The following is an 18,125-nucleotide window of genomic DNA, read 5'->3' on the forward strand; positions in this document are numbered from 1 at the left end:
CGGCCCGGGGCACATCGGGTCCGCCGGGTCCGCGCCCCCTGCACGGGGCGCGGACCCGGCCCGCCCGTTACTCGCTGTGGGCGAAGAGCTTCAGGACGGGGACGCCGACCTTGTGGCGGGCCCGGGAGGCCCAGTCCCGGTGGAAGAACTCCTCCACGTAGTGCGGGGCGGTGAGCACGATCACCTCGTCCGCCTCCGATTCGTCGACCACCACCTTCATCTTGTTGAGCGGGTGGTCCTCGACGACCTGGCCGACCGCTTCGCAGCCGGCGTCTCTCAGGGCCTGGAGCGAGTGCTCCAGGGCCTGCTCGGCGGGGAGCCGGGCCTCCTTGCCCTCCGGTTCCTCTCCCTCGCGGGCGGCTTCCTTCAGTTCGCCCATGGCCACGTCGTCGATGGCACGCAGCAGTACATCGGCCTGGTCACCACGCGGCTGCATCAGAACGATGAAGGACACGCCCTCGTCGCCGTGCAGCGTGGTGACGAACTCCACGTCGACGGACGTCAGGGGCTTCTCGATCATCAGAACGCTTGTGAACACCTCAGGAGCCCTTCTGCGGAAACCATCCTTCCCCGTGCCCGCACGGGGTCTGCGACAGTAAGTGTGCCCAGCGGACGGTAAGCGGAACGACAAATTCCGCCGATTGTCAGATCCGACGGTAGCGGGTGAAGAGGAAGCCGTCCTGCTCCAGCAGAGAAGCCACCTGGAAGCGTGTCGGGACGGCCGTCGAAGGGCCCCCGGCGATCCGCTGGGCGTCACCCGCCGTCATCGTCGGCGAGAGCGTCAGACACAGCTCGTCGAGGACTCCGGCGGCCACGAACTGGCCGAGCAGCCTGGGGCCGCCCTCGGTCAGCTGCCGCCGCAGCCCGCGCTCCGCGAGCACCGCCTTCGCCCGGGCCGGCTCCACCCCGGCCCCGTCGCCCGCGACCAGCACCTCGGCGCCCGCGTCCCTGGCCGCCCGTACCCGCTCGGCGGGCGCGGCGGCCCCCGTGAGGATCACGGTCGGCACCAGGGGCCCGGTGAAGAGCGGCAGCGAGAAGTCCAGGTCGAGCGAGGCGCTCACCACGGCGATGACCGGCGCCGGGCCCTGCCCCGCGGCGGCGCGGCGGGCCGAGAAGGCCTCACGCGCGCGTGCCGGGCGGTAACCCTCCAGGCGTACCGTTTCCGCACCGACCACGACGACATCGGCCAGACCCCGCAGGGTGCCGAAGATCCGCATGTCCGCGTCGGAGGAGAGCGGCTGGGAGCGGCCGTCGTGCTGACCGGCCCCGTCGAGGGACGAGACCATGTTGGCCCGCAGCCACGTGGCCCCGGCGGGCAGCTCGGGATAGGCGTAGGCGTCGGCGAGCTGATCGAGGGACCAGTCCTCGCCCCCTGCCTCGGTCTCGTGGGCTGTCATGTCCGTCACAGGGAGCAGGCGTCGCATCCTGGCAGTCTGACATGGCGCTTACAGTGGGGAACTGTGTCGACCCGTGCCCTCACCGAAGCCGCTTCCGCCTCAGCGGCCCCGCTCTCGCTGTGCTCCCGAGAGCCCCACGTCCCCGCCGACCGCCTCGTCGCGGAGATGGTGCCGCCGCCGCGCTTCGACTCCGTACGGTTCGACACGTACCTCCCCGACCCGAACCAGCCCAGCCAGACGGACGCCGTCAAGGCGCTGAGCCAGTTCGCCGAGGGCCTGGGCGGAGCGCACGCCTCCGGGGCGGGGAAGCGCCGCTGGTTCGCCAGGAAGCCGGCCGCCCCGACCGGGCCGCGCGGGGTCTACCTGGACGGCGGCTACGGCGTCGGCAAGACCCACCTGCTGGCCTCGCTCTGGCACGCGACCCCTGCCGAGCCCGCGCTCAAGGCGTTCGGCACCTTCGTCGAGCTGACCAACCTGGTCGGCGCGCTCGGCTTCCAGCAGACGGTGAAGACGCTCGGCGAGCACCGTCTCCTCTGCATCGACGAGTTCGAGCTCGACGACCCGGGCGACACCGTCCTCGTCTCCAGCCTGCTCGGCAAGCTCGTCGAATCGGGCGTGGCGCTCGCCGCCACCTCCAACACCCTCCCCGGCAAGCTCGGCGAGGGCCGCTTCGCCGCCGCCGACTTCCTCCGTGAGATCCAGGGCCTCTCGGCCCACTTCATGCCGCTGCGGATCGACGGCGAGGACTACCGCCACCGCGGCCTGCCCGAGGCCCCCGCCCCGTACTCCGACCAGACCGTCACGGAGACCGCGTACGCGACGCCGGGCGCCTCCCTCGACGACTTCCCGCACCTGCTCGAACACCTGGCCAGGGTCCACCCGAGCCGGTACGGCGCGCTGACCGACGACCTCAGCGCCGTCTGCCTCACCGACGTGCGGCCCGTCCCCGACCAGTCGACGGCGCTGCGCCTCGTCGTCCTCGCCGACCGGCTCTACGACCGCGAGATACCCGTCCTCGCCTCCGGCCTCCCCTTCGACCGGCTGTTCAGCGACGAGATGCTGAACGGCGGCTACCGCAAGAAGTACTTCCGGGCGATCTCCCGGCTCACCGCGCTCGCCCGCGACGCGAAGGGCCTTGTGGCGCAGTAACTTGGGGGCCGTACCCGATCTATCGAAAGGGATTCTCATGGCCACCGTGCGCCACGCACACACCGTCTGGCAGGGCGACCTCCTCAAGGGTTCCGGGGTCGTCACCCTCGACTCCTCCGGTCTCGGCTCGTACGACGTCTCCTGGCCGGCCCGTACGGAGGAGCCCAACGGGAAGACCAGCCCCGAGGAGCTCATCGCCGCCGCGCACTCCTCCTGCTTCTCGATGGCCTTCTCCAACATCCTGGCCAAGGCCGGCAACCCGCCGACCCGCCTGGAGACCAAGGCCGACGTCACCTTCCAGCCGGGCCAGGGCATCACGGGCGTCCACCTGACGACGCGCGGCGAGGTGCCGGGCCTGGACGCGGACCAGTTCCAGTCGCTCGCGGAGGACGCGAAGAAGAACTGCCCGGTCAGCCAGGCGCTCACGGGCACGACGATCACCCTCACCGCCGAACTGGTCAAAATCTGACCTCAGGTCAGAACACGCGCCACATGAGGCCGTTGTGGCCCGCATGGTTCACGTGTCACCACAGTGCGTGATACACACATGCGGGTCACACGTCACAGCACAGCACACACCTGTCCGCCAACAGGAAAAGTGGGTTGCCTCATGTCCGCGACACGACGTCAGATCCTCTCCCGCACCGGCGCCGCCGCCGCCGGGATCGCCTTCACGGGCGCACTCTCCGAACTCTTCGCCGGCAGCGCCGCCGCCGCCGGGAGCCGGGGCGGCTACGGCCCCCTCGTCCCCGACCCGGCCGGACTCCTCGACCTCCCGGCCGGTTTCCGCTACACGGTCCTCTCCCGGCAGGGCGAGCCGCTCCGCTCCGGCGAGGGCCTCGTCCCCAGCAATCCCGACGGCATGGCCGCCTTCGCCGGCCGCCGCGGCCGGACGCACCTCGTCCGCAACCACGAGAACCGGGTCACCGGGAAGATCGGCGTCCCGACCGTCCCCGGTCTGACGTACGACCCGGCCGCCAAGGGCGGTTGCACGGTGCTCACGCTCGACGGACGGAACAACGTCCTCGACGAGCGCGTCGGCATCGCCGGCACGGCCGTCAACTGCGCGGGCGGCCCGACCCCCTGGGGCACCTGGCTCACCTGCGAGGAGACCGAGGACAAGGCCGGCACCAACGGCTACGCCAAGGACCACGGCTTCGTCTTCGAGGTCGACGGCGCCGACCCGCACCGCACCGGAGCCGTCCCGCTCACCGCGATGGGCCGCTTCCAGCACGAGGCCATCGCGATCGACCCGGCGAACGGCATCGTGTACGAGACGGAGGACGCCTTCCAGCAGCCCTTCGGCCTCTTCTACCGCTTCCTCCCCGAGCGGCCGCTCGGCGGCACCGGCTCGCTGCGCGCGGGCGGCGCCCTGGAGGCCATGCGGGTGCCGGGCGTGCCCGACCTCTCGGTGATCCAGGAGACCGGCGCCCGTTTCGAGGGCGTCGAATGGGTCCCCGTACCGGATCCGCAGGCGGTGGAGACCCCCATCAGACTCCAGGACTTCGGACCGAAGGGCATCACCCACGCGCAGAAGCTGGAGGGCTGCTACTGGGGCGGGAACGCCGTGTACTTCGTGTCCTCCTTCGCGCGCGTCAAGGACGGCTCGGGCGCCACCCACTTCGGACAGGTCTGGAAGTACGAGCCGCACCGGCGCCGCCTCACCCTCGTCGTCGTCTTCGGCCCGAGCACCGACATCCAGCTGCCGGGCGAGTCACCGGACAACATCTGTCTGGCGCCGACCGGGGGCCTCATGGTCTGCGAGGACGGCGACGGGGCGCAGCACGTCTACGGCGTGAACAGGAAGGGCGAGGTGTACGCGGTCGCCCGGGGCGCGCGGAACATCGGCACCCCGGAGGCACCGGAGTGGGGCGAGTTCGCGGGCGTCACCTTCTCCCCCGACCTGCGGACGATGTACGTGAACTGCTACACCCCGGGCACGACGTTCGCGGTGACGGGCCCCTGGTGCTGAGCCGAGTCGAGCCGATCCGGGCCGAGCCGGTCGGGTGACGGGTGGTCGCGCTACGCGCGTCGCGCGCGTAACGCGCTCGTAGCGCGACCGCCCCGCACCGAAAACGAACGCTTGCGTGAATGCGCTCGTGACCCTTCATCCTGTGGATCGGAGACCGCCGTTCGGGCGGCTCGCCGCGCTCGGCGCGCAGCACGTGCTCATCATGTACACCGGGTGCGTCACCGTCCCCCTCGTCTTCGGCGCGGCCGCCGGCCTCGATCCGGCGGCCATCGCCCTCCTCATCAACGCCGACCTGCTGATCGCGGGGCTCGTCACCCTGATCCAGAGCCTCGGCGTCGGGAAGGTCCTCGGCATCCGGCTGCCGATCGTCACGGGCGCGACGTTCGCGGGCGTGACCCCGATGATCCTGATCGAGCAGGAGTACGGCATGCCGGCCGTGTACGGCTCGATGCTGGCGGCCGGACTGTTCGGTCTGCTCGTGGCGGTGCCCTTCGCCCGCCTCGCGCGCTTCTTCCCGCCGCTCGTGAGCGGCACGGTCATCACCGTCGTCGGACTGTCCCTGATCGGCGTCGGGGCCGGGCTCATCACCGGCAACGACCCCGGGGCCGCCGACTACGCCTCCGGCGAGCGGCTGGCCCTGGCCGCCGGCGTCCTCCTCTTCATCGTCCTCTTCACCCGGTTCGCCCGGGGGTTCCTCGGCCAGATCGGCATCCTGATCGCCCTGGTGCTCGGCACGCTCGCCGCCGTACCCATGGGCCTCACGGACTTCTCCCGGGTCTCCGGCACCGACTGGATCGGCCTCGCCGCGCCCTTCCACTTCGGGGCGCCGCAGTTCCCGCCGACCGCCGTCATCGCGATGTGCGTGGTGATGCTGGTGATCTTCACGGAGTCGACCGCCGCCATGCTCGCGGTCGGCGAGGCGACCGGCCGACCGGTCACCGACAAGGACCTGGCGCGCGGACTGGCGGCGGATGGCGTCTCCGGTGTCCTCGGCGGCGCCATGAACTCCTTCATGGACACCGTCTTCTCCCAGAACGTCGGCCTGATCGGCATCACCAAGGTCGCCAGCCGGTACGTGACCGCCGTCGCCGGCGGCATCCTCGTCGTCCTCGGCCTCGTCCCCCGCCTCGGGGCGGTCGTCGCCGCGCTCCCCGGCCCGGTCGTCGGCGCGGCCGGCCTCGTGCTCTTCGCGACGGTCACCATGGTCGGCGTGAACACGCTGCGCCGGGTCGACCTCGACCAGGGGCACCACCTGACGATCGCGGCGGTCGCGCTGGGCGTCGGACTGCTGCCGGAGGTCGCGGAGGGGATCTACGACGGCTTCCCCGCCTGGTCCCGCATCATCCTGGGCAGCGGCATCACGAGCGCGGCCCTCGCCGCCTTCCTGCTGAACCTCCTCTTCCACCACACGCCGGGGCGGCGCGCGCTCGCGGGCGGCCCGGTTCCGTCGCAGGATCGGGGGAACACGGCGAGCACCGGGAACACTGGGAACACCGGGAAGACGGGGAGCACGGCGGGAGGACCACGCGGTGACGAAGAAGCGGGACGACGACCGGACGAAGCAGCAGCGGAGCCGGCGGGACGCACCCCTGCGTGACGTACTGCGCGTCCCCGGGGGCCGGCGACCCGACCTCACGGCGTACGACGCCTCCGCGATCCCGGCCGGCCCCGCCGACAAGGCGGCCGGTCTGGCCGCCACCGTGGCCCTCGGGCCACGCCTCGCGTCCCTCCAGGAACGCCTGTACGCGTCGAGCACGGCGGGCGACCGGCGACGGCTGCTCCTGGTCCTCCAGGGCATGGACACCAGCGGCAAGGGCGGCACGGTCAAGCACGTCATCGGCTTCCTCAACCCCTCCGGCTGCCGGGTGCGCGCCTTCAAGGCCCCGACACCGGAGGAACGGGCCCACCCCTTCCTCTGGAGGATCGAGAAGGCGCTCCCCAAGCCGGGCGAGATCGGCATCTTCGACCGCTCGCACTACGAGGACGTCCTCATCGCACGCGTCCACGGCCTCGTTCCGCGCGAGGGGCTCGACCGCCGCTACGACGAGATCAACCGCTTCGAGAAGTCCCTCGCCGAGGACGGCGTGACGATCGTCAAGGTCTTCCTCCACCTCTCGTACGAGGAACAGCGCAACCGGCTCCTCGAACGCCTGGACAACCCCGAGAAGCACTGGAAGTTCAGCCCGGACGACATCGAGGAGCGGGCGGCGTGGCCGGCGTACCGGGAGGCGTACGAGATCGCCCTCGACCGCTGCGCGACGGACGAGGCCCCGTGGCACCTGGTCCCGGCGGACCGCAAGTGGTACCGGAACTGGGCGATCAGCAAGCTGCTGCTCGAACACCTGGAGGAGCTGGACCCGCGGTACCCCCCTGCGGACTTCGACGTGGCCGAGTGCAGGCGGCGGCTACTGACGACGTGATCGACGCCAGTCGCGGACTGCCCTGCCGCCGGGAGCGTGCCGCGCATGCCCAGGCGATGGTGCGTCAGCTCAGTGCGTGGACTCGGGTGCTGCTGCTGTCGAGTCGCGAGCGTTAGCCACTTTGATCGGTTAACTTCCGATCGTGAACACTTCTGTACGAAAGATGGCGGCGCTCGGTCTTCTGGGCGCCGTCCTCGTCGGTTGCGGCGGACACGCCGGGGAGACCGCGCCTTCGAAGGAGCCCGCCGCCGCCGCGAGCCCGTCGGCCCGGCCGAGCGCGGCGGCGGCCGGTCCGAAACCCGCGGGCGTCCCCGCCGCGCCGCCCACCATGGCGGCCGGTCCCGGCGGGCTCACCCCCGTGTACACGCGCCGGGCCGCGGACTCGCCGAAGAGCGCCGAGAAGGTCGTCGCCCTCACCTTCGACGCAGACATGACGGCCGACCAGGGCCCCCGGGCCGCGCGGGGCGAACGCTTCGACAACCCGCAGCTCATCGCCACCCTGCGCCGGCTCGACGTGGACGCGACCGTGTTCATGACGGGCCGCTGGGCGGAGGAGTACCCCGACCAGGCCAGGTCCATCGGAGGCGATCCGCGCTTCGAGATCGCGAACCACTCCTACAGCCACTACGCCTTCGCGTCACCCTGCTACGGCCTGCCGACCGTCCCCGGCCCCGACATGACGGCCGACGTGCAGCGCGCCTTCGACGCCTTCCGCGACGCCGGGGCCGTCAACGTCGTCCCGTACTTCCGCTTCCCCGGCGGCTGCTACGACGACGCCGCCCTCCGCGCTCTCGGCCCGGCCGGGGTGACGGCGGTCCAGTGGGACGTGGTCAGCGGGGACGCCTTCGCGAAGGACGCGGACGCGGTCGCCGAGCAGGTCCTCGACGGGGTGAAGCCCGGCTCCCTCGTCGTCATGCACTGCACACGCAGCGCCGCCCCGGTCACCGAGCAGGCGATCCGCCGCATCGTCCCGGAGCTGCGGGCCCGCGGCTACCGCTTCGTGAAGGTCTCGGAGCTGATGAGCGGCTGACGAGCGGCGGCCGGGCGTCGGCGGCCGGCGCCTCTCAGCCGGAGCAGGCCGTCCGCTCGGCCTCCCGCCACTCGCAGACCGGACACAGGGTGATGCCCTTCGCCGACTCCGGGTACTCGGTCGGCTCCTGGCACAGCACGCACGCGGCGAACGGTCCCTCGGTCGCGGGTTCGGGCCTCGGGGCGGGCTCGGGGACACAGGAGAACGTGGACTCGCTCATGTCTTCGAGCGTACTCACTCCAGGCGCGCCGAGGCCCGGCAGGCGCAGAACGCCACCGCCGCCGCCAGGAGCACGGCGGCCTCACAGGCCAGCCACGGCGGGGTCGCCGTCATCGTGCGGGCCCCGGTGATCAGGGCCGTCACGGCGTGCTTCGCCGGGGAGCCGGTGGTCACCAGGGCCAGCAGCGAGCCGAGGACGAGGGCCGCGAGCGACCAGCCGGGGGCCGGGACGAACGGCCGGGAGGCCAGCGCGCCGACGACGGCGCCCGTCAGCGCGCAGGCCAGCGCCGCGAGGAGACCGGTGGTCGAGGCGGCGAGCGCCGTGACACCGCGCCGGTTGGACAGCGCCGTCACCACGAGGACGGCGACCACGCCGACGAGCGCGGACAGGCCGGTTCCGGTCAGCAGCGCCGCCAGATGCGCGCGGCTCCGGCCGGCGGCCGCCGCGACCACGCTCCGGGCGGCGGGCGGCTCGTGCGTGAGACAGATCCGTACGGACCAGGCGGTCACCGGGAGGAGGGCGGCGGCGGTGACGCCGAGGGCGCCGAGCACCGGCTCCCCCATGGTGACGCCGACGCCGAGCACGGCCGCGTACAGGAGCAGCGGTGCCAGCCAGCGCTGTGAGCGGAGCAGCAGGCCCGTCTGGTAGCGCAGCAGCGCCGTCATACCCGTACGCCTTCGGTGGTGAGGTGGTCGATGTGCCAGGAGGCGGCGAGCAGCGCCGCCAGGAGGGCGTCGGAGTGGGCGGCGTCCACGGTGAGGAGGGTCGTGGTGTCGCCTGGTTCCGGCGCGGTGACGACGGGGGCGCCGGGCAGCCGGCCGGGCAGGGGCCCGCGGCCCCCGGAGACGGCGATCCGGACACGGGGGCCGGGCGTGGCCTCGTCGTGCGCCCCCGTCGGCGCCCCCGTACGCGCCCTTTCCGGCGGCGTCTTCTCCCGTACCCGCCCCGACGCCACCTCGTACACCGCGTCCGCCTCGCCCGCGAGCCGCCGCGGGTCGTGGTCGACGAAGACGACGGTCGCGCCCGCGGCACGGCGTTCGCGGACCGCCGCGTCCAGCTCCGCGCGCGCCCCCGTGTCGAGGCCGGTCCAGGCCTCGTCGAGGACGAGCAGGTCCGGTTCGGCGAGGAGCGCCTGGGCCACGGCGACCTTCTGGCTGGTGCCCTTGGAGAGTTCCGCCATGTCCGTACGGGCGTGCTCGCCGGCCCCGAAGCGCTCCAGCCACTCCCCCGCCCCGGCCCGCGCGGCGGCCCGGCCGAGGCCCTGGATCCGTCCCAGGTGGACCAGGTAGTCGCCGGCCGTGAACGGCAGGGCGACCGGGAAGCGTTCGGGGACGTACGCGGTGCGGGCCGGGCGGCCCGTGACACGGCCCTCGGTGGGCGCGTCGACGCCCGCGACGAGCCGGAGCAGGGTGGACTTGCCGGTGCCGTTGGTGCCGAGGACCCGCACGAGGGTCCCGGCGGGCAGGTCGAGGCCGACCTCACGCAGGACCCACGGCCCCCGGAGACCGTGCCGCCGCCCGACGTGCTCCAGCCTCAACTGGACGTGTTCTTCTGCGGGGTGAGCTCGCTCGGGCGGACGACGACGAAGCCCTGGCCCTCCAGCTTCAGCTGCACCGCCTCGCCCGAACCGCCGCGGATCATGGAGCCCATCGACTGCGAGCGGTGCAGCGAGGTGTGCAGCTGCTCGCTCCAGCCGACGACGGCGTCCGTGTCGACGAAGACCGGGGCCTGCGGGGTGACGGGGATGACGATCGGGCTGCCCTCGCAGATCAGCGCCACGTTCCCGTAGCCGGAGAAGACGGAGTTGAAGAGGCCTCCGCCGGTCATGCCGGCGCCCTTCACCGTCTTGATCTCGTAGTGGAGGGTGGCGTCGAAGCAGAGCACGTTGCGGCCGTTGACCGAGAACGCGTCGCCCTGCTCGATCTCGACGATGAAGCAGTTCTGCGCCTCGTGCGCGAACCACGCCTCGCCCTGGCCGCGCACGGCCATCAGCGCCAGGCCCTCGCCGGTCACGGCCCGCTTGAGCAGGCCGCCGATGCCCTGGCCCTTGCGCTCGAACTGCAGGTCCCCGCGGAAGGCGATCATCGAGCCCTGCCGGGCGTGCATCTCGCCGTTGACCGTGTACTTGACCGACTTGGAGTTCTGCAGCGTCATGCCCGGGAAGCCGGCGGCCTCCGCGAGGTGCTCGCCGGCGAAAAGATCGCTCTTCATAGGGGGCATCCTGGCCCGGAAGGGACGATTCCCACAAGAACGGCTCGTCAGGGCAGTGGCAGACTTGCCGGGTGAGCAGCAACGTGACCGATCCCCGCGCCCCCGATCTCCGCGACGAGAAGCCCCAGTTCGTCCTCCCCCTGGTCGTCCGCATCGAGCGTGACGCCCCGCCCGCCCGTACCGACGCCCTGGAGACCGCCGCCCGCGCCGTCCTGGAGATCCTGACCGACGACCGCTCCCTCGGCGAGGGCGAGTGGGCGCGGGTCATGACCGACTGGCAGGACGCCAGGATCCGCAAGGTGGTGCGGCGGGCGCGCGGCGGGGAGTGGCGGCGGGCGGAGGCCCTCCCGGGGATCACGGTGACCGGCAAGGAGGCGGAGGTACGGGTCTTCCCACCGGTCCCGCTCGACGGCTGGCCCAAGGAGCTGGCCAAGCTCCAGGTCTCCGGCACCGACCTCGACGACCCGGCCGCGCCGGAACCCGTCCCCGAGGGCGTGGCGGTGCTGTGGCTCAGTCCCGTGCTCGACATGTCGGCGGGCAAGGCGATGGCGCAGGCCGGACACGGGGCGCAGCTGCTGTGGTGGGCGATGGCGGAGGACGAGCGCGAGGCCTGGCGCGAGGCCGGTTTTCCGCTCGCGGTACGGACGGCGCCGCCGGGCGACTGGGCCGCCCTGACGGAGAGCGGGCTTCCGGTGGTGCGGGACGCGGGGTTCACGGAGATCGCACCGGGCTCGTGCACGGTGGTGTCGGCGTTCCCGAACCTCAAATGAAGCTCTGAACGTTCCCCTCTCACGGTTCGAACGTTTCCTTCCGGGTCATCACGTGGGCAACTGAGGACCGAAGGAGGGGGACATGACGGAACTCGGCATCGGCATCGGCTGGCGCCCCGAGATCGCTGAGGCGGTGGAGGGACTCTCCGGCGTCGACTGGGTGGAGGTCGTCGCGGAGAACATCTGCGCGGACCATCTGCCCGACTCACTGACCAGGCTGCGCGAGCGCGGCGTCACGGTCGTCCCGCACGGCGTCTCGCTCGGGCTCGGGGGCGCGGACCGGCCCGACCCGGCGCGGCTCGCGGCGCTCGGCGAGAAGGCGGTGGCGCTCGGGGCGCCACTGGTCACGGAGCACATCGCGTTCGTACGGGCCGGGGGGCCGCTCACGGCGTCCCCGCTGCTGGAAGCGGGCCATCTGCTTCCGGTGCCCCGTACCAGGGACGCCCTCGACGTGCTCTGCGAGAACGTGCGGATCGCCCAGGACGCGCTGCCCGTGCCGCTCGCCCTGGAGAACATCGCGGCGCTCGTCGCCTGGCCGGGCGAGGAGATGTCGGAAGGGCGGTTCCTGGCGGAGCTGGTGGAGCGTACGGGGGTACGGCTCCTCATCGACGTCGCCAACCTGCACACCAACCACGTCAACCGGGGCGAGGACCCGGCACGGGCGCTGTCCGAACTGCCGGTCGAGGCCATCGCGTACGTGCACGTGGCGGGGGGTGTCGAGCGGGACGGGGTCTGGCACGACACGCACGCGCATCCCGTGCCGCGGGCGGTCCTCGACGTTCTCGCGGATCTGGCGTCGCGGGTGTCGCCGCCGGGCGTGCTGCTTGAGCGGGACGACGACTTCCCTCCGGAGGAGGAGCTGGCCGTCGAGCTGGACGTGATCCGTTCGACGGTGGCGGCCACGGCCGCGGGCGGACGTTCCTCCGGTACGGATCAGGTGGCTACGGCTCACCAGCACGGTGCCCGTTCGCTCGGCCCCGCACTGCGCCGGGCCGTCGCCGACCCGGCGCAGCCGTTGCTGATCGGTGCCGGGGCCCGCGTCTCGGGAGGGCCGATGCCCAGCGGCCCCGTTCCCGGCCCCGCCCCCGTCCCCGTCCCGGTCGCCGTACCCGAGCAGGAATCCTGCGACGGCGCCCGTCAGCGCCTCGGCCTCGCGCAGGCCTCGCTCCTCTCCGCGCTCGTCGCCGGGACGCCCGCCCCCGAGGGGTTCGACACCCGGCGGCTCGGGGTGCAGAGCCGGGCCCTCGCGGCCAAGCGGGCCGGAGTGGTCGCGAAGGTCGCGCCCGAGCTGCCGGAGATCCTCGGTACGGGCTTCCGGCCCGCGTTCCTCGCCTACGCGAGGACCCGCCCCATGAGCGGCGGTTACCGCCGGGACGCCCTCGACTTCACCGAGCACCTGCTGCTGGCCGGACGGCCGGAGGATCCGGTGGCACGGCGCGGGCTCACGGAGTGGTGGCAGGACCGTTCCGGCAGCCGCCCGCCGAACCGCGCCACCCGGCTCGCGCGAGCCGCCCGTCACGCCCTGGTGAGGAGATGACCATGACCTTTCTGACCGTCGTCTACTACCTCGCGGGCGCCGCGGCCATCGCCCTGGTCATCACCCGGGTCGTCCGGACCCGCGGCGGTCCCGGCGGGCCCGTCCACGACCGGTACGAGGCCGCCTTCCTCAACGGCGGGCCCGCCAGGGTCGTCGACACCGCCCTCGCCGCCCTCCAGGCGGACGGCAGGCTCGCGATCGGCGGCCCCGGGATCGTGGCCGTCGTCCGCCCCACCGCGAACGACCCGGTGGAGCGCGCCGTGCTCCAGGAGTTCGCGGCCGCCCCGCACGGGGCCCTGCACCACCTGCGGCTCTCCGTGATGCAGCACCCGGCGGTGCAGGAGATCGGTGACGGTCTCGCGGCGCGCGGTCTCGTCGTCGACCCGGCGACGCGGCGGACCACGGTCCGCTGGTGCGCCGCCCTCGGCCTCACGGCCCTGCTGCTCCTCCCCGTCTCGGTGCTCCTCACGGTGATCGACCTCGCCGCGGATCCGGAGTTCTCGCTCCCGTTCGTCATCACGGTGCTGCCGGTGCTGTTCGCCGCCGGGATCACCGGTGCCGTCTGCGGGTCGATCGCCTCCGCGCAGCTCACCGGCGCCGGCCGGAGCGCGGTCGCCGCGTACGGGCGGGCGTACGGCCATCTCGCGGACGCCGGCCATCTCGTGGCCCTGTACGGGCTGCGGGCCCTGCCGGATCCGGTGCTGCGGGAGCAACTCCTCGCCGCCGCCCGGGTCTACCGGCCGGCGCCCGGACGCGGCAGACGTCCTTCGCCGCACGTGTCCACGCACTCCTCCTCGGGGGCGGCCCTCGGAGCGGCGACCGTGTGGTGCGCGTGGGACAGCCCCTCCTACGGCGGAGGCGGGTCGGGCGGCTCCGGCGGATCCGGTGGTCCCGGTGGATCCTGTTCCTCCGGGTCCTGCTCCGGCGGAGGGTCCGCCTGCGGGGGCGGCGGAGGCGGAGGCGGGGGCTGGGGAGGCAGCTCGTGCTCCGGATCCGGCTCCGGCGGCAGCTCGTGCTCCAGCTCCAGCGGCAGCTCGTGTTCCAGCTCCAGTTCCAGCGGCAGTTCGTGTTCCAGCTCCAGCAGCTGACCGGGCTGCGGCTGACGGATTCGAGTGGCGGGCGAGCCCCGCCTCCCGTACAACTCGGGGATGATCTGGGTCCCCCTGCTGCTCGTGGCGTGTGTCGTGGCCGGGGTCGGCTGTGCCCGGCTCTGCCGGGCCACACTGGCCGCCGCGCGGCCCGGCCACGGCGGCCTGCCGGCCGGAATCACGCCGGAACTCACCGTCGGCGAGGCGGCCTACCTCGCCGGCGGTCCGCTGCGGGTCACCGATCTGACCCTCGTGTCGATGCACCGGGAGCGCCGGCTGCTGCTCGCCCACACCGGCTGGGCCACGGTCGTGGACTTCGCGAACCCGGCGGACGGGGACGGGGACGAGGTGGAGCGGGCCGTGATCGGCGCCATCGGGCGGGGCGGCCAGTCGCCGATTCCCGCCGTACGTCCGGTGGTCGCCGCGGCGGACTGCGTACGCCTCCTCGCGGAGCGGCTCGTCGAGCGGGGGCTCGCCGTGCCGGAGTCGCACCGCCGGGAGATCGACGCGGGGCTGCGGGCGGTACGGGCCGGACTGCTGCTGAGCCTCGCGCTCGGCACGGTGGCTGCGCTTCTCGTGCCCGCCGCCGAACGGGCCCCGGTCGTCGCCGCGTTCACGCTGCCGCTGCTCGCGTCGGGGCTCTGCCTGCTGATCGGGCGGATCGAGGTCTACCCGTACACCCGCTGGGCGTCCCCCGCCGGGCAGCGGCTGCTCGCGGGGCTCTCGCCCACCGACCCGCTGACGGCCCTGGCGACGCGAGGGCCGGTGGTCCTGGAACCTGAGCTGCGGGCGGCCCTAGGGGCTCGAACGGCCCGGAAATGACGCCGGTGCGGCGCGCATCACGCGCGCCGCACCCGGAGCCGGACCCGGTGTCGCTGGAGCGGCAGGCGGTGTTCCCGCCTGCCGTCTGATCTTCCGGGTCGAGGGTGGCGTGCCCGGCCCGAGCCGGGCCGCCACCAGGTTTTCGTACGGCCGTCAGGCCAGGCCCGCCACGAGCTCGGCGACGCTCCTGCGGCGACCGGTGTAGAACGGGACCTCCTCGCGGACGTGCATCCGCGCCTCGGAGGCACGCAGGTGACGCATGAGGTCCACGATGCGGTGCAGCTCGTCGGCCTCGAAGGCGAGGAGCCACTCGTAGTCGCCGAGCGAGAAGGACGCGACCGTGTTGGCGCGCACGTCCGGGTAGCCGCGGGCCATCTTGCCGTGGTCGGCGAGCATCCGGCGACGGTCCTCGTCCGGCAGCAGGTACCAGTCGTAGGAGCGCACGAAGGGGTAGACCGAGACGTAGTCGCGGGGGTTCTCGTCGGCCAGGAAGGCCGGGATGTGCGACTTGTTGAACTCGGCGGGGCGGTGCAGCGCCATGTTCGACCAGACCGGCACGAGGGCGCGGCCCAGGCGGGTACGGCGGAAGAGGTTGTACGCCTCCTGGAGCTCGTCGCTCGTCTCGGCGTGCCACCAGATCATGACGTCGGCGTCGGCGCGCAGACCGGACAGGTCGTACGTGCCGCGGACGGTGATGTCCTTGGCCGCGAGCTGGTCGAACAGCTCCTGGACCTCGTCGGCGTAGCCGCTCCGGTCCTCGGGAAGAACATCGCGCAGCTTGAACACGGACCACAGGGTGTAGCGGATGACCTCGTTGAGGTCCTTCGCCTTCTTACCGGCGTTCGGGATCTTTTCGGGCGCACTCATACGCCTATTCTCGCCCGTCACCGGGAGTGCCCCGCACCGGGGTCGGTCCTTTTCGACGTGGCGATGATCTCGTCGGCGATCTCGTCGGCCGCCCGATGGGCGGAGGCGATGCACGCGGGGATGCCGACACCGTCGTACGCGGCGCCCGCGACCCGCAGTCCGGGGAGGCCGGCGACGGCCTCGCGGACCCGGGCGACCCGGGCGGGATGGCCGACGGGGTACTGGGGAAGGCCGCCCGCCCAGCGGGTGACCGTGGTGGCGACGGGGCGGGCGGCGAGCCCGGTGGCGGCGGCGAGGTCCTTCAGGGAGGCGGCGACGAGGTCGGCGTCCTCGCGGTGGACCTGCTCCTCCTCGCCGTGGCGGCCGACGGAGGTGCGCAGCACGAACAGGTCGGGGGCGCCGTCGGCGACCCAGCCCCACTTCCGCGAGGAGAAGGTGGAGGCCTTGATCGTGTGCCCGTCGACGGGCGGCACGAGGAAGCCCGAGCCGGCCAGGGCGGGCATGTCGGAGCGGCGGAAGGCGAGGGTGACCAGGGCCATGGAGGCGTAGGCGACGGCGTCGAGCTCCGCGGAGGCGGCGGGCGCGTGCGGGGCGAGGAGCGCCGCCGCGGGTCCCGCGGGGGTGGCGAGGACGACGGCGTCGGCGGTGAGGACCCGGTCGCCGCTCACCACCTGCCAGCCGGTGGGGCCGGTGCGGCGCAGCTCCGTCACGGGGGCGTCGGTGAGGATCGTGCCGCCGGCGGCGCGGATCGCGTCGGCGACCGCGCCGGGCAGGGTGCCGACACCGCCTTCGATGCCGAGGAAGACGGAGCCGCCGAGGCCGGTGGCGGCGCCCGCCGCGTCGGCGGGGACGGTCGCCCCGGCCTGCTGGACGGCGCGGACGGCGGCGGTGAGCGTGGGGTGGCGGCGGGCGGCCTCGAAGAGGGCGGGGACGGCGGCCCGCATCGAGATGCGGTAGGCGTCACCGGCGTACACCCCGCCGAGGAGCGGCTCCACGAGCCGGTCGACGACCTCGTGGCCCATGCGGTCGGCGACGTACGCGCCGATGGCGATGTCCTCTCCGATGTCGGTCGGGGGCAGTTCGCCGTCGCGGCCGATGCGGCGCACGCCCTCCTCGGAGAGGAGCCCGTCGACCGCGTGGGCGTCGCCGGGGACGCCCATGACGTGCCCCTTGGGCATGGGGACGAGTGCGCCCCTGGACCAGACGGACGCGGTGGTGGTGACGGGCGCCTGGAGCCGGTCGCCGAGGCCGACGGCCCTGGCGAGGGCGACCGCCTCGGGGCGGCGGGCGAGCAGCGACTCGGCGCCGAGGTCGACGGGTGCGCCCGCGATCTCCCCTGCGAGGAGCTTGCCGCCGAGCCGGGGCCCCGCTTCGAGGAGGGTCACCCGGTGGCCGGCGAGCGCGAGCCGGTGGGCGGCCGCGAGCCCGGCGATCCCGCCTCCGGCGACGACGACATGGGGTCCCGTGGTGTCCGCGTTCATGGGACCACTCTCTCAAATCGCCCGCGCCTCCCGTTTCGAGGCCTGACCGTGACCGCATCGCTACCGCCGGAGGGCAACCCGCCCGGGGGCCCCGTACGTCGAAGGGGCGACACTCACCACCACCCCTGGGGGGACGCGATGCGAAACGCACGAACGCCGGCGAGAACGCGGGCCGCGGCGGCCGCGGCACTGCTGACGGCCGCACTGGTCCTGACCGGCTGCGGCGCCGGAGGCGCGGACGCGGGCTCGGGGAAGTCGGGTCCGAGCGCGGCGAGGCCCGCCGAAGCGGACAAGGGCGGCATGGCGGAGGCCCCGGGCCAGGGCGCCGCCGACGGTTCCTCGGGGAGCGAGCAGGCCACGGCGCAGCCGAAGGCCCCCGCACAGCAGCAGCACGTCATCCGTACCGCGTCCCTCACCGTGGAGGTCGGCGACGTCACGAAGGCCCTGGCCACGGCCCGCCGGGTGGCGGCGACAGCGGGCGGTCATGTGGAGAACGAGACGACGGAACGGGTCGACGAGGGCCACGTCACCTCCCACCTCGTGCTGCGGGTGCCGCAGGAGCGGTACGACTCCGTCCTCACCGACCTCGCGGGGGCGGGGAAGCTGCTCGCCCGCAAGGCGGACGCCAAGGACGTCACCGAGCAGGTGGTGGACGTGGAGAGCCGGATCGCCACCCAGCGCGCGAGCGTGGCGCGGGTGCGGGCGCTGATGCAGCGGGCGGAGAAGCTGGCCGACATCGTGACCCTTGAGGGCGAGCTGAGCCGCCGTCAGGCGGATCTGGAGTCGCTGCTCGCCCAGCAGTCCTCGCTGAAGGACAAGACGTCCCTGGCGACGATCACCCTCGAACTGACGCAGAAGGAGAAGCCGCTCGCCGAGGAGAAGCCCGAGGACGGCCGTCCCGGTTTCGGCGACGCCCTGAGCGGCGGGTGGAACGCGCTGGTCGGCGCGGTGGCCTGGATCGGCGTGGTCCTGGCGGCCCTGGCCCCGTGGCTCGCGGTGGCGCTGATCGGCTACGTGCTCTGGGCCCGTCTCATCCGCCCGCGCCGCGCGGCCCGCACCACCCGCACGACGGCCACGTCCGACGTCCCGGCCGTCGCCCGCAACGCCGCGGGGGCACCCGTGACTTCCGAGCCCGCGGAGACCCCCGAGAAGTAGTTTCTT

General features: G+C 73.2%; 19 protein-coding genes. 11 read left to right on the forward strand and 8 right to left on the reverse strand.

The window, feature by feature from the left end; all coding sequences use genetic code 11:
* Positions 1-67: 67 nt before the first annotated feature.
* Both ACIA8N_RS15500 and ACIA8N_RS15505 read right to left on the reverse strand, forming a co-directional pair.
* Positions 68-538 (reverse strand): indole-3-glycerol phosphate synthase, encoded by a 471-nt coding sequence (locus ACIA8N_RS15500; RefSeq protein WP_365780633.1) that lies wholly within the window; start codon positions 536-538, stop codon positions 68-70.
* A 106-nt stretch (positions 539-644) separates the two neighbouring features.
* A complete protein-coding gene (locus tag ACIA8N_RS15505) occupies positions 645-1,424 on the reverse strand; it encodes a pyrimidine reductase family protein (protein ID WP_365780632.1) in 780 nt (259 codons plus the stop codon).
* 36 nt (positions 1,425-1,460) lie between these two features.
* Between ACIA8N_RS15505 and zapE the strand changes: the two genes are divergently transcribed.
* The 6 genes from zapE (at position 1,461) to ACIA8N_RS15535 (ending at position 7,968) form a co-directional block, all read left to right on the forward strand.
* On the forward strand, positions 1,461-2,546 hold the full coding sequence (zapE, locus tag ACIA8N_RS15510; protein WP_365780631.1) for a cell division protein ZapE: 1,086 nt from the start codon (positions 1,461-1,463) through the stop codon (positions 2,544-2,546).
* A gap of 37 nt (positions 2,547-2,583) precedes the next feature.
* Positions 2,584-3,015: an OsmC family protein gene (locus ACIA8N_RS15515; RefSeq protein ID WP_365780630.1), complete on the forward strand. Its 432-nt coding sequence runs from the start codon at positions 2,584-2,586 to the stop codon at positions 3,013-3,015.
* A 141-nt stretch (positions 3,016-3,156) separates the two neighbouring features.
* Positions 3,157-4,518, forward strand: a complete 1,362-nt coding sequence (locus ACIA8N_RS15520) for an alkaline phosphatase PhoX (protein ID WP_365780629.1) — start codon at positions 3,157-3,159, stop codon at positions 4,516-4,518.
* Between the two features lie 142 nt (positions 4,519-4,660).
* The gene (locus ACIA8N_RS15525) at positions 4,661-6,115 is read left to right on the forward strand and encodes a nucleobase:cation symporter-2 family protein (protein ID WP_365780628.1); all 1,455 of its coding nucleotides are present in this window, start codon (positions 4,661-4,663) and stop codon (positions 6,113-6,115) included.
* Positions 6,048-6,938, forward strand: coding sequence for a PPK2 family polyphosphate kinase (locus ACIA8N_RS15530; protein ID WP_365780627.1), 891 nt, complete (start codon positions 6,048-6,050; stop codon positions 6,936-6,938). Before ACIA8N_RS15525 ends, ACIA8N_RS15530 begins: the two co-directional genes overlap by 68 nt.
* Before the next feature lie 163 nt (positions 6,939-7,101).
* Positions 7,102-7,968, forward strand: coding sequence for a polysaccharide deacetylase family protein (locus tag ACIA8N_RS15535; RefSeq protein ID WP_365780717.1), 867 nt, complete (start codon positions 7,102-7,104; stop codon positions 7,966-7,968).
* A gap of 34 nt (positions 7,969-8,002) precedes the next feature.
* On the opposite strand, the gene ACIA8N_RS15540 is transcribed toward ACIA8N_RS15535, so the two are convergent.
* The 4 genes from ACIA8N_RS15540 to ACIA8N_RS15555 are packed head-to-tail and all read right to left on the reverse strand — an operon-like array spanning position 8,003 to position 10,399.
* Positions 8,003-8,188, reverse strand: a complete 186-nt coding sequence (locus ACIA8N_RS15540; protein WP_365780626.1) for a hypothetical protein — start codon at positions 8,186-8,188, stop codon at positions 8,003-8,005.
* 14 nt (positions 8,189-8,202) lie between these two features.
* Entirely contained in the window at positions 8,203-8,853 is a 651-nt protein-coding gene (locus tag ACIA8N_RS15545; RefSeq protein ID WP_365780625.1) for an ABC transporter, read from the reverse strand.
* Complete coding sequence (locus tag ACIA8N_RS15550) at positions 8,850-9,725, reverse strand: ATP-binding cassette domain-containing protein (RefSeq protein WP_365780624.1); 876 nt, start codon at positions 9,723-9,725, stop codon at positions 8,850-8,852. The genes ACIA8N_RS15545 and ACIA8N_RS15550 overlap by 4 nt, the downstream gene beginning before the upstream one ends.
* Positions 9,722-10,399: an AIM24 family protein gene (locus ACIA8N_RS15555; protein WP_365780623.1), complete on the reverse strand. Its 678-nt coding sequence runs from the start codon at positions 10,397-10,399 to the stop codon at positions 9,722-9,724. The genes ACIA8N_RS15550 and ACIA8N_RS15555 overlap by 4 nt, the downstream gene beginning before the upstream one ends.
* Before the next feature lie 71 nt (positions 10,400-10,470).
* Between ACIA8N_RS15555 and ACIA8N_RS15560 the strand changes: the two genes are divergently transcribed.
* The 4 genes from ACIA8N_RS15560 (at position 10,471) to ACIA8N_RS15575 (ending at position 14,616) form a co-directional block, all read left to right on the forward strand.
* Complete coding sequence (locus tag ACIA8N_RS15560) at positions 10,471-11,169, forward strand: peptidyl-tRNA hydrolase (protein WP_365780622.1); 699 nt, start codon at positions 10,471-10,473, stop codon at positions 11,167-11,169.
* Between the two features lie 82 nt (positions 11,170-11,251).
* Positions 11,252-12,706 carry a DUF692 domain-containing protein gene (locus tag ACIA8N_RS15565; RefSeq protein ID WP_365780621.1) on the forward strand — a complete coding sequence of 485 codons (1,455 nt, stop codon included), beginning with the start codon at positions 11,252-11,254 and terminating at the stop codon, positions 12,704-12,706.
* Positions 12,703-13,794 (forward strand): TIGR04222 domain-containing membrane protein, encoded by a 1,092-nt coding sequence (locus ACIA8N_RS15570; RefSeq protein WP_399416470.1) that lies wholly within the window; start codon positions 12,703-12,705, stop codon positions 13,792-13,794. Before ACIA8N_RS15565 ends, ACIA8N_RS15570 begins: the two co-directional genes overlap by 4 nt.
* 60 nt (positions 13,795-13,854) lie before the next feature.
* Positions 13,855-14,616, forward strand: coding sequence for a TIGR04222 domain-containing membrane protein (locus tag ACIA8N_RS15575; protein WP_365780619.1), 762 nt, complete (start codon positions 13,855-13,857; stop codon positions 14,614-14,616).
* Between the two features lie 153 nt (positions 14,617-14,769).
* Here ACIA8N_RS15575 and hemQ read toward each other — a convergent pair whose 3' ends face one another.
* Positions 14,770-15,483 carry a hydrogen peroxide-dependent heme synthase gene (gene hemQ / locus ACIA8N_RS15580; protein ID WP_365780618.1) on the reverse strand — a complete coding sequence of 238 codons (714 nt, stop codon included), beginning with the start codon at positions 15,481-15,483 and terminating at the stop codon, positions 14,770-14,772.
* A 17-nt stretch (positions 15,484-15,500) separates the two neighbouring features.
* Positions 15,501-16,964: a protoporphyrinogen oxidase gene (gene hemG, locus ACIA8N_RS15585; protein WP_365780617.1), complete on the reverse strand. Its 1,464-nt coding sequence runs from the start codon at positions 16,962-16,964 to the stop codon at positions 15,501-15,503.
* A gap of 138 nt (positions 16,965-17,102) precedes the next feature.
* Between hemG and ACIA8N_RS15590 the strand changes: the two genes are divergently transcribed.
* Positions 17,103-18,119 (forward strand): DUF4349 domain-containing protein, encoded by a 1,017-nt coding sequence (locus ACIA8N_RS15590; RefSeq protein WP_365780616.1) that lies wholly within the window; start codon positions 17,103-17,105, stop codon positions 18,117-18,119.
* The last annotated feature ends 6 nt before the right edge of the window (positions 18,120-18,125 follow it).

It is taken from the genome of Streptomyces sp. NPDC051822 (assembly GCF_044452745.1).
Classification (GTDB): Bacteria; Actinomycetota; Actinomycetes; order Streptomycetales; family Streptomycetaceae; genus Streptomyces.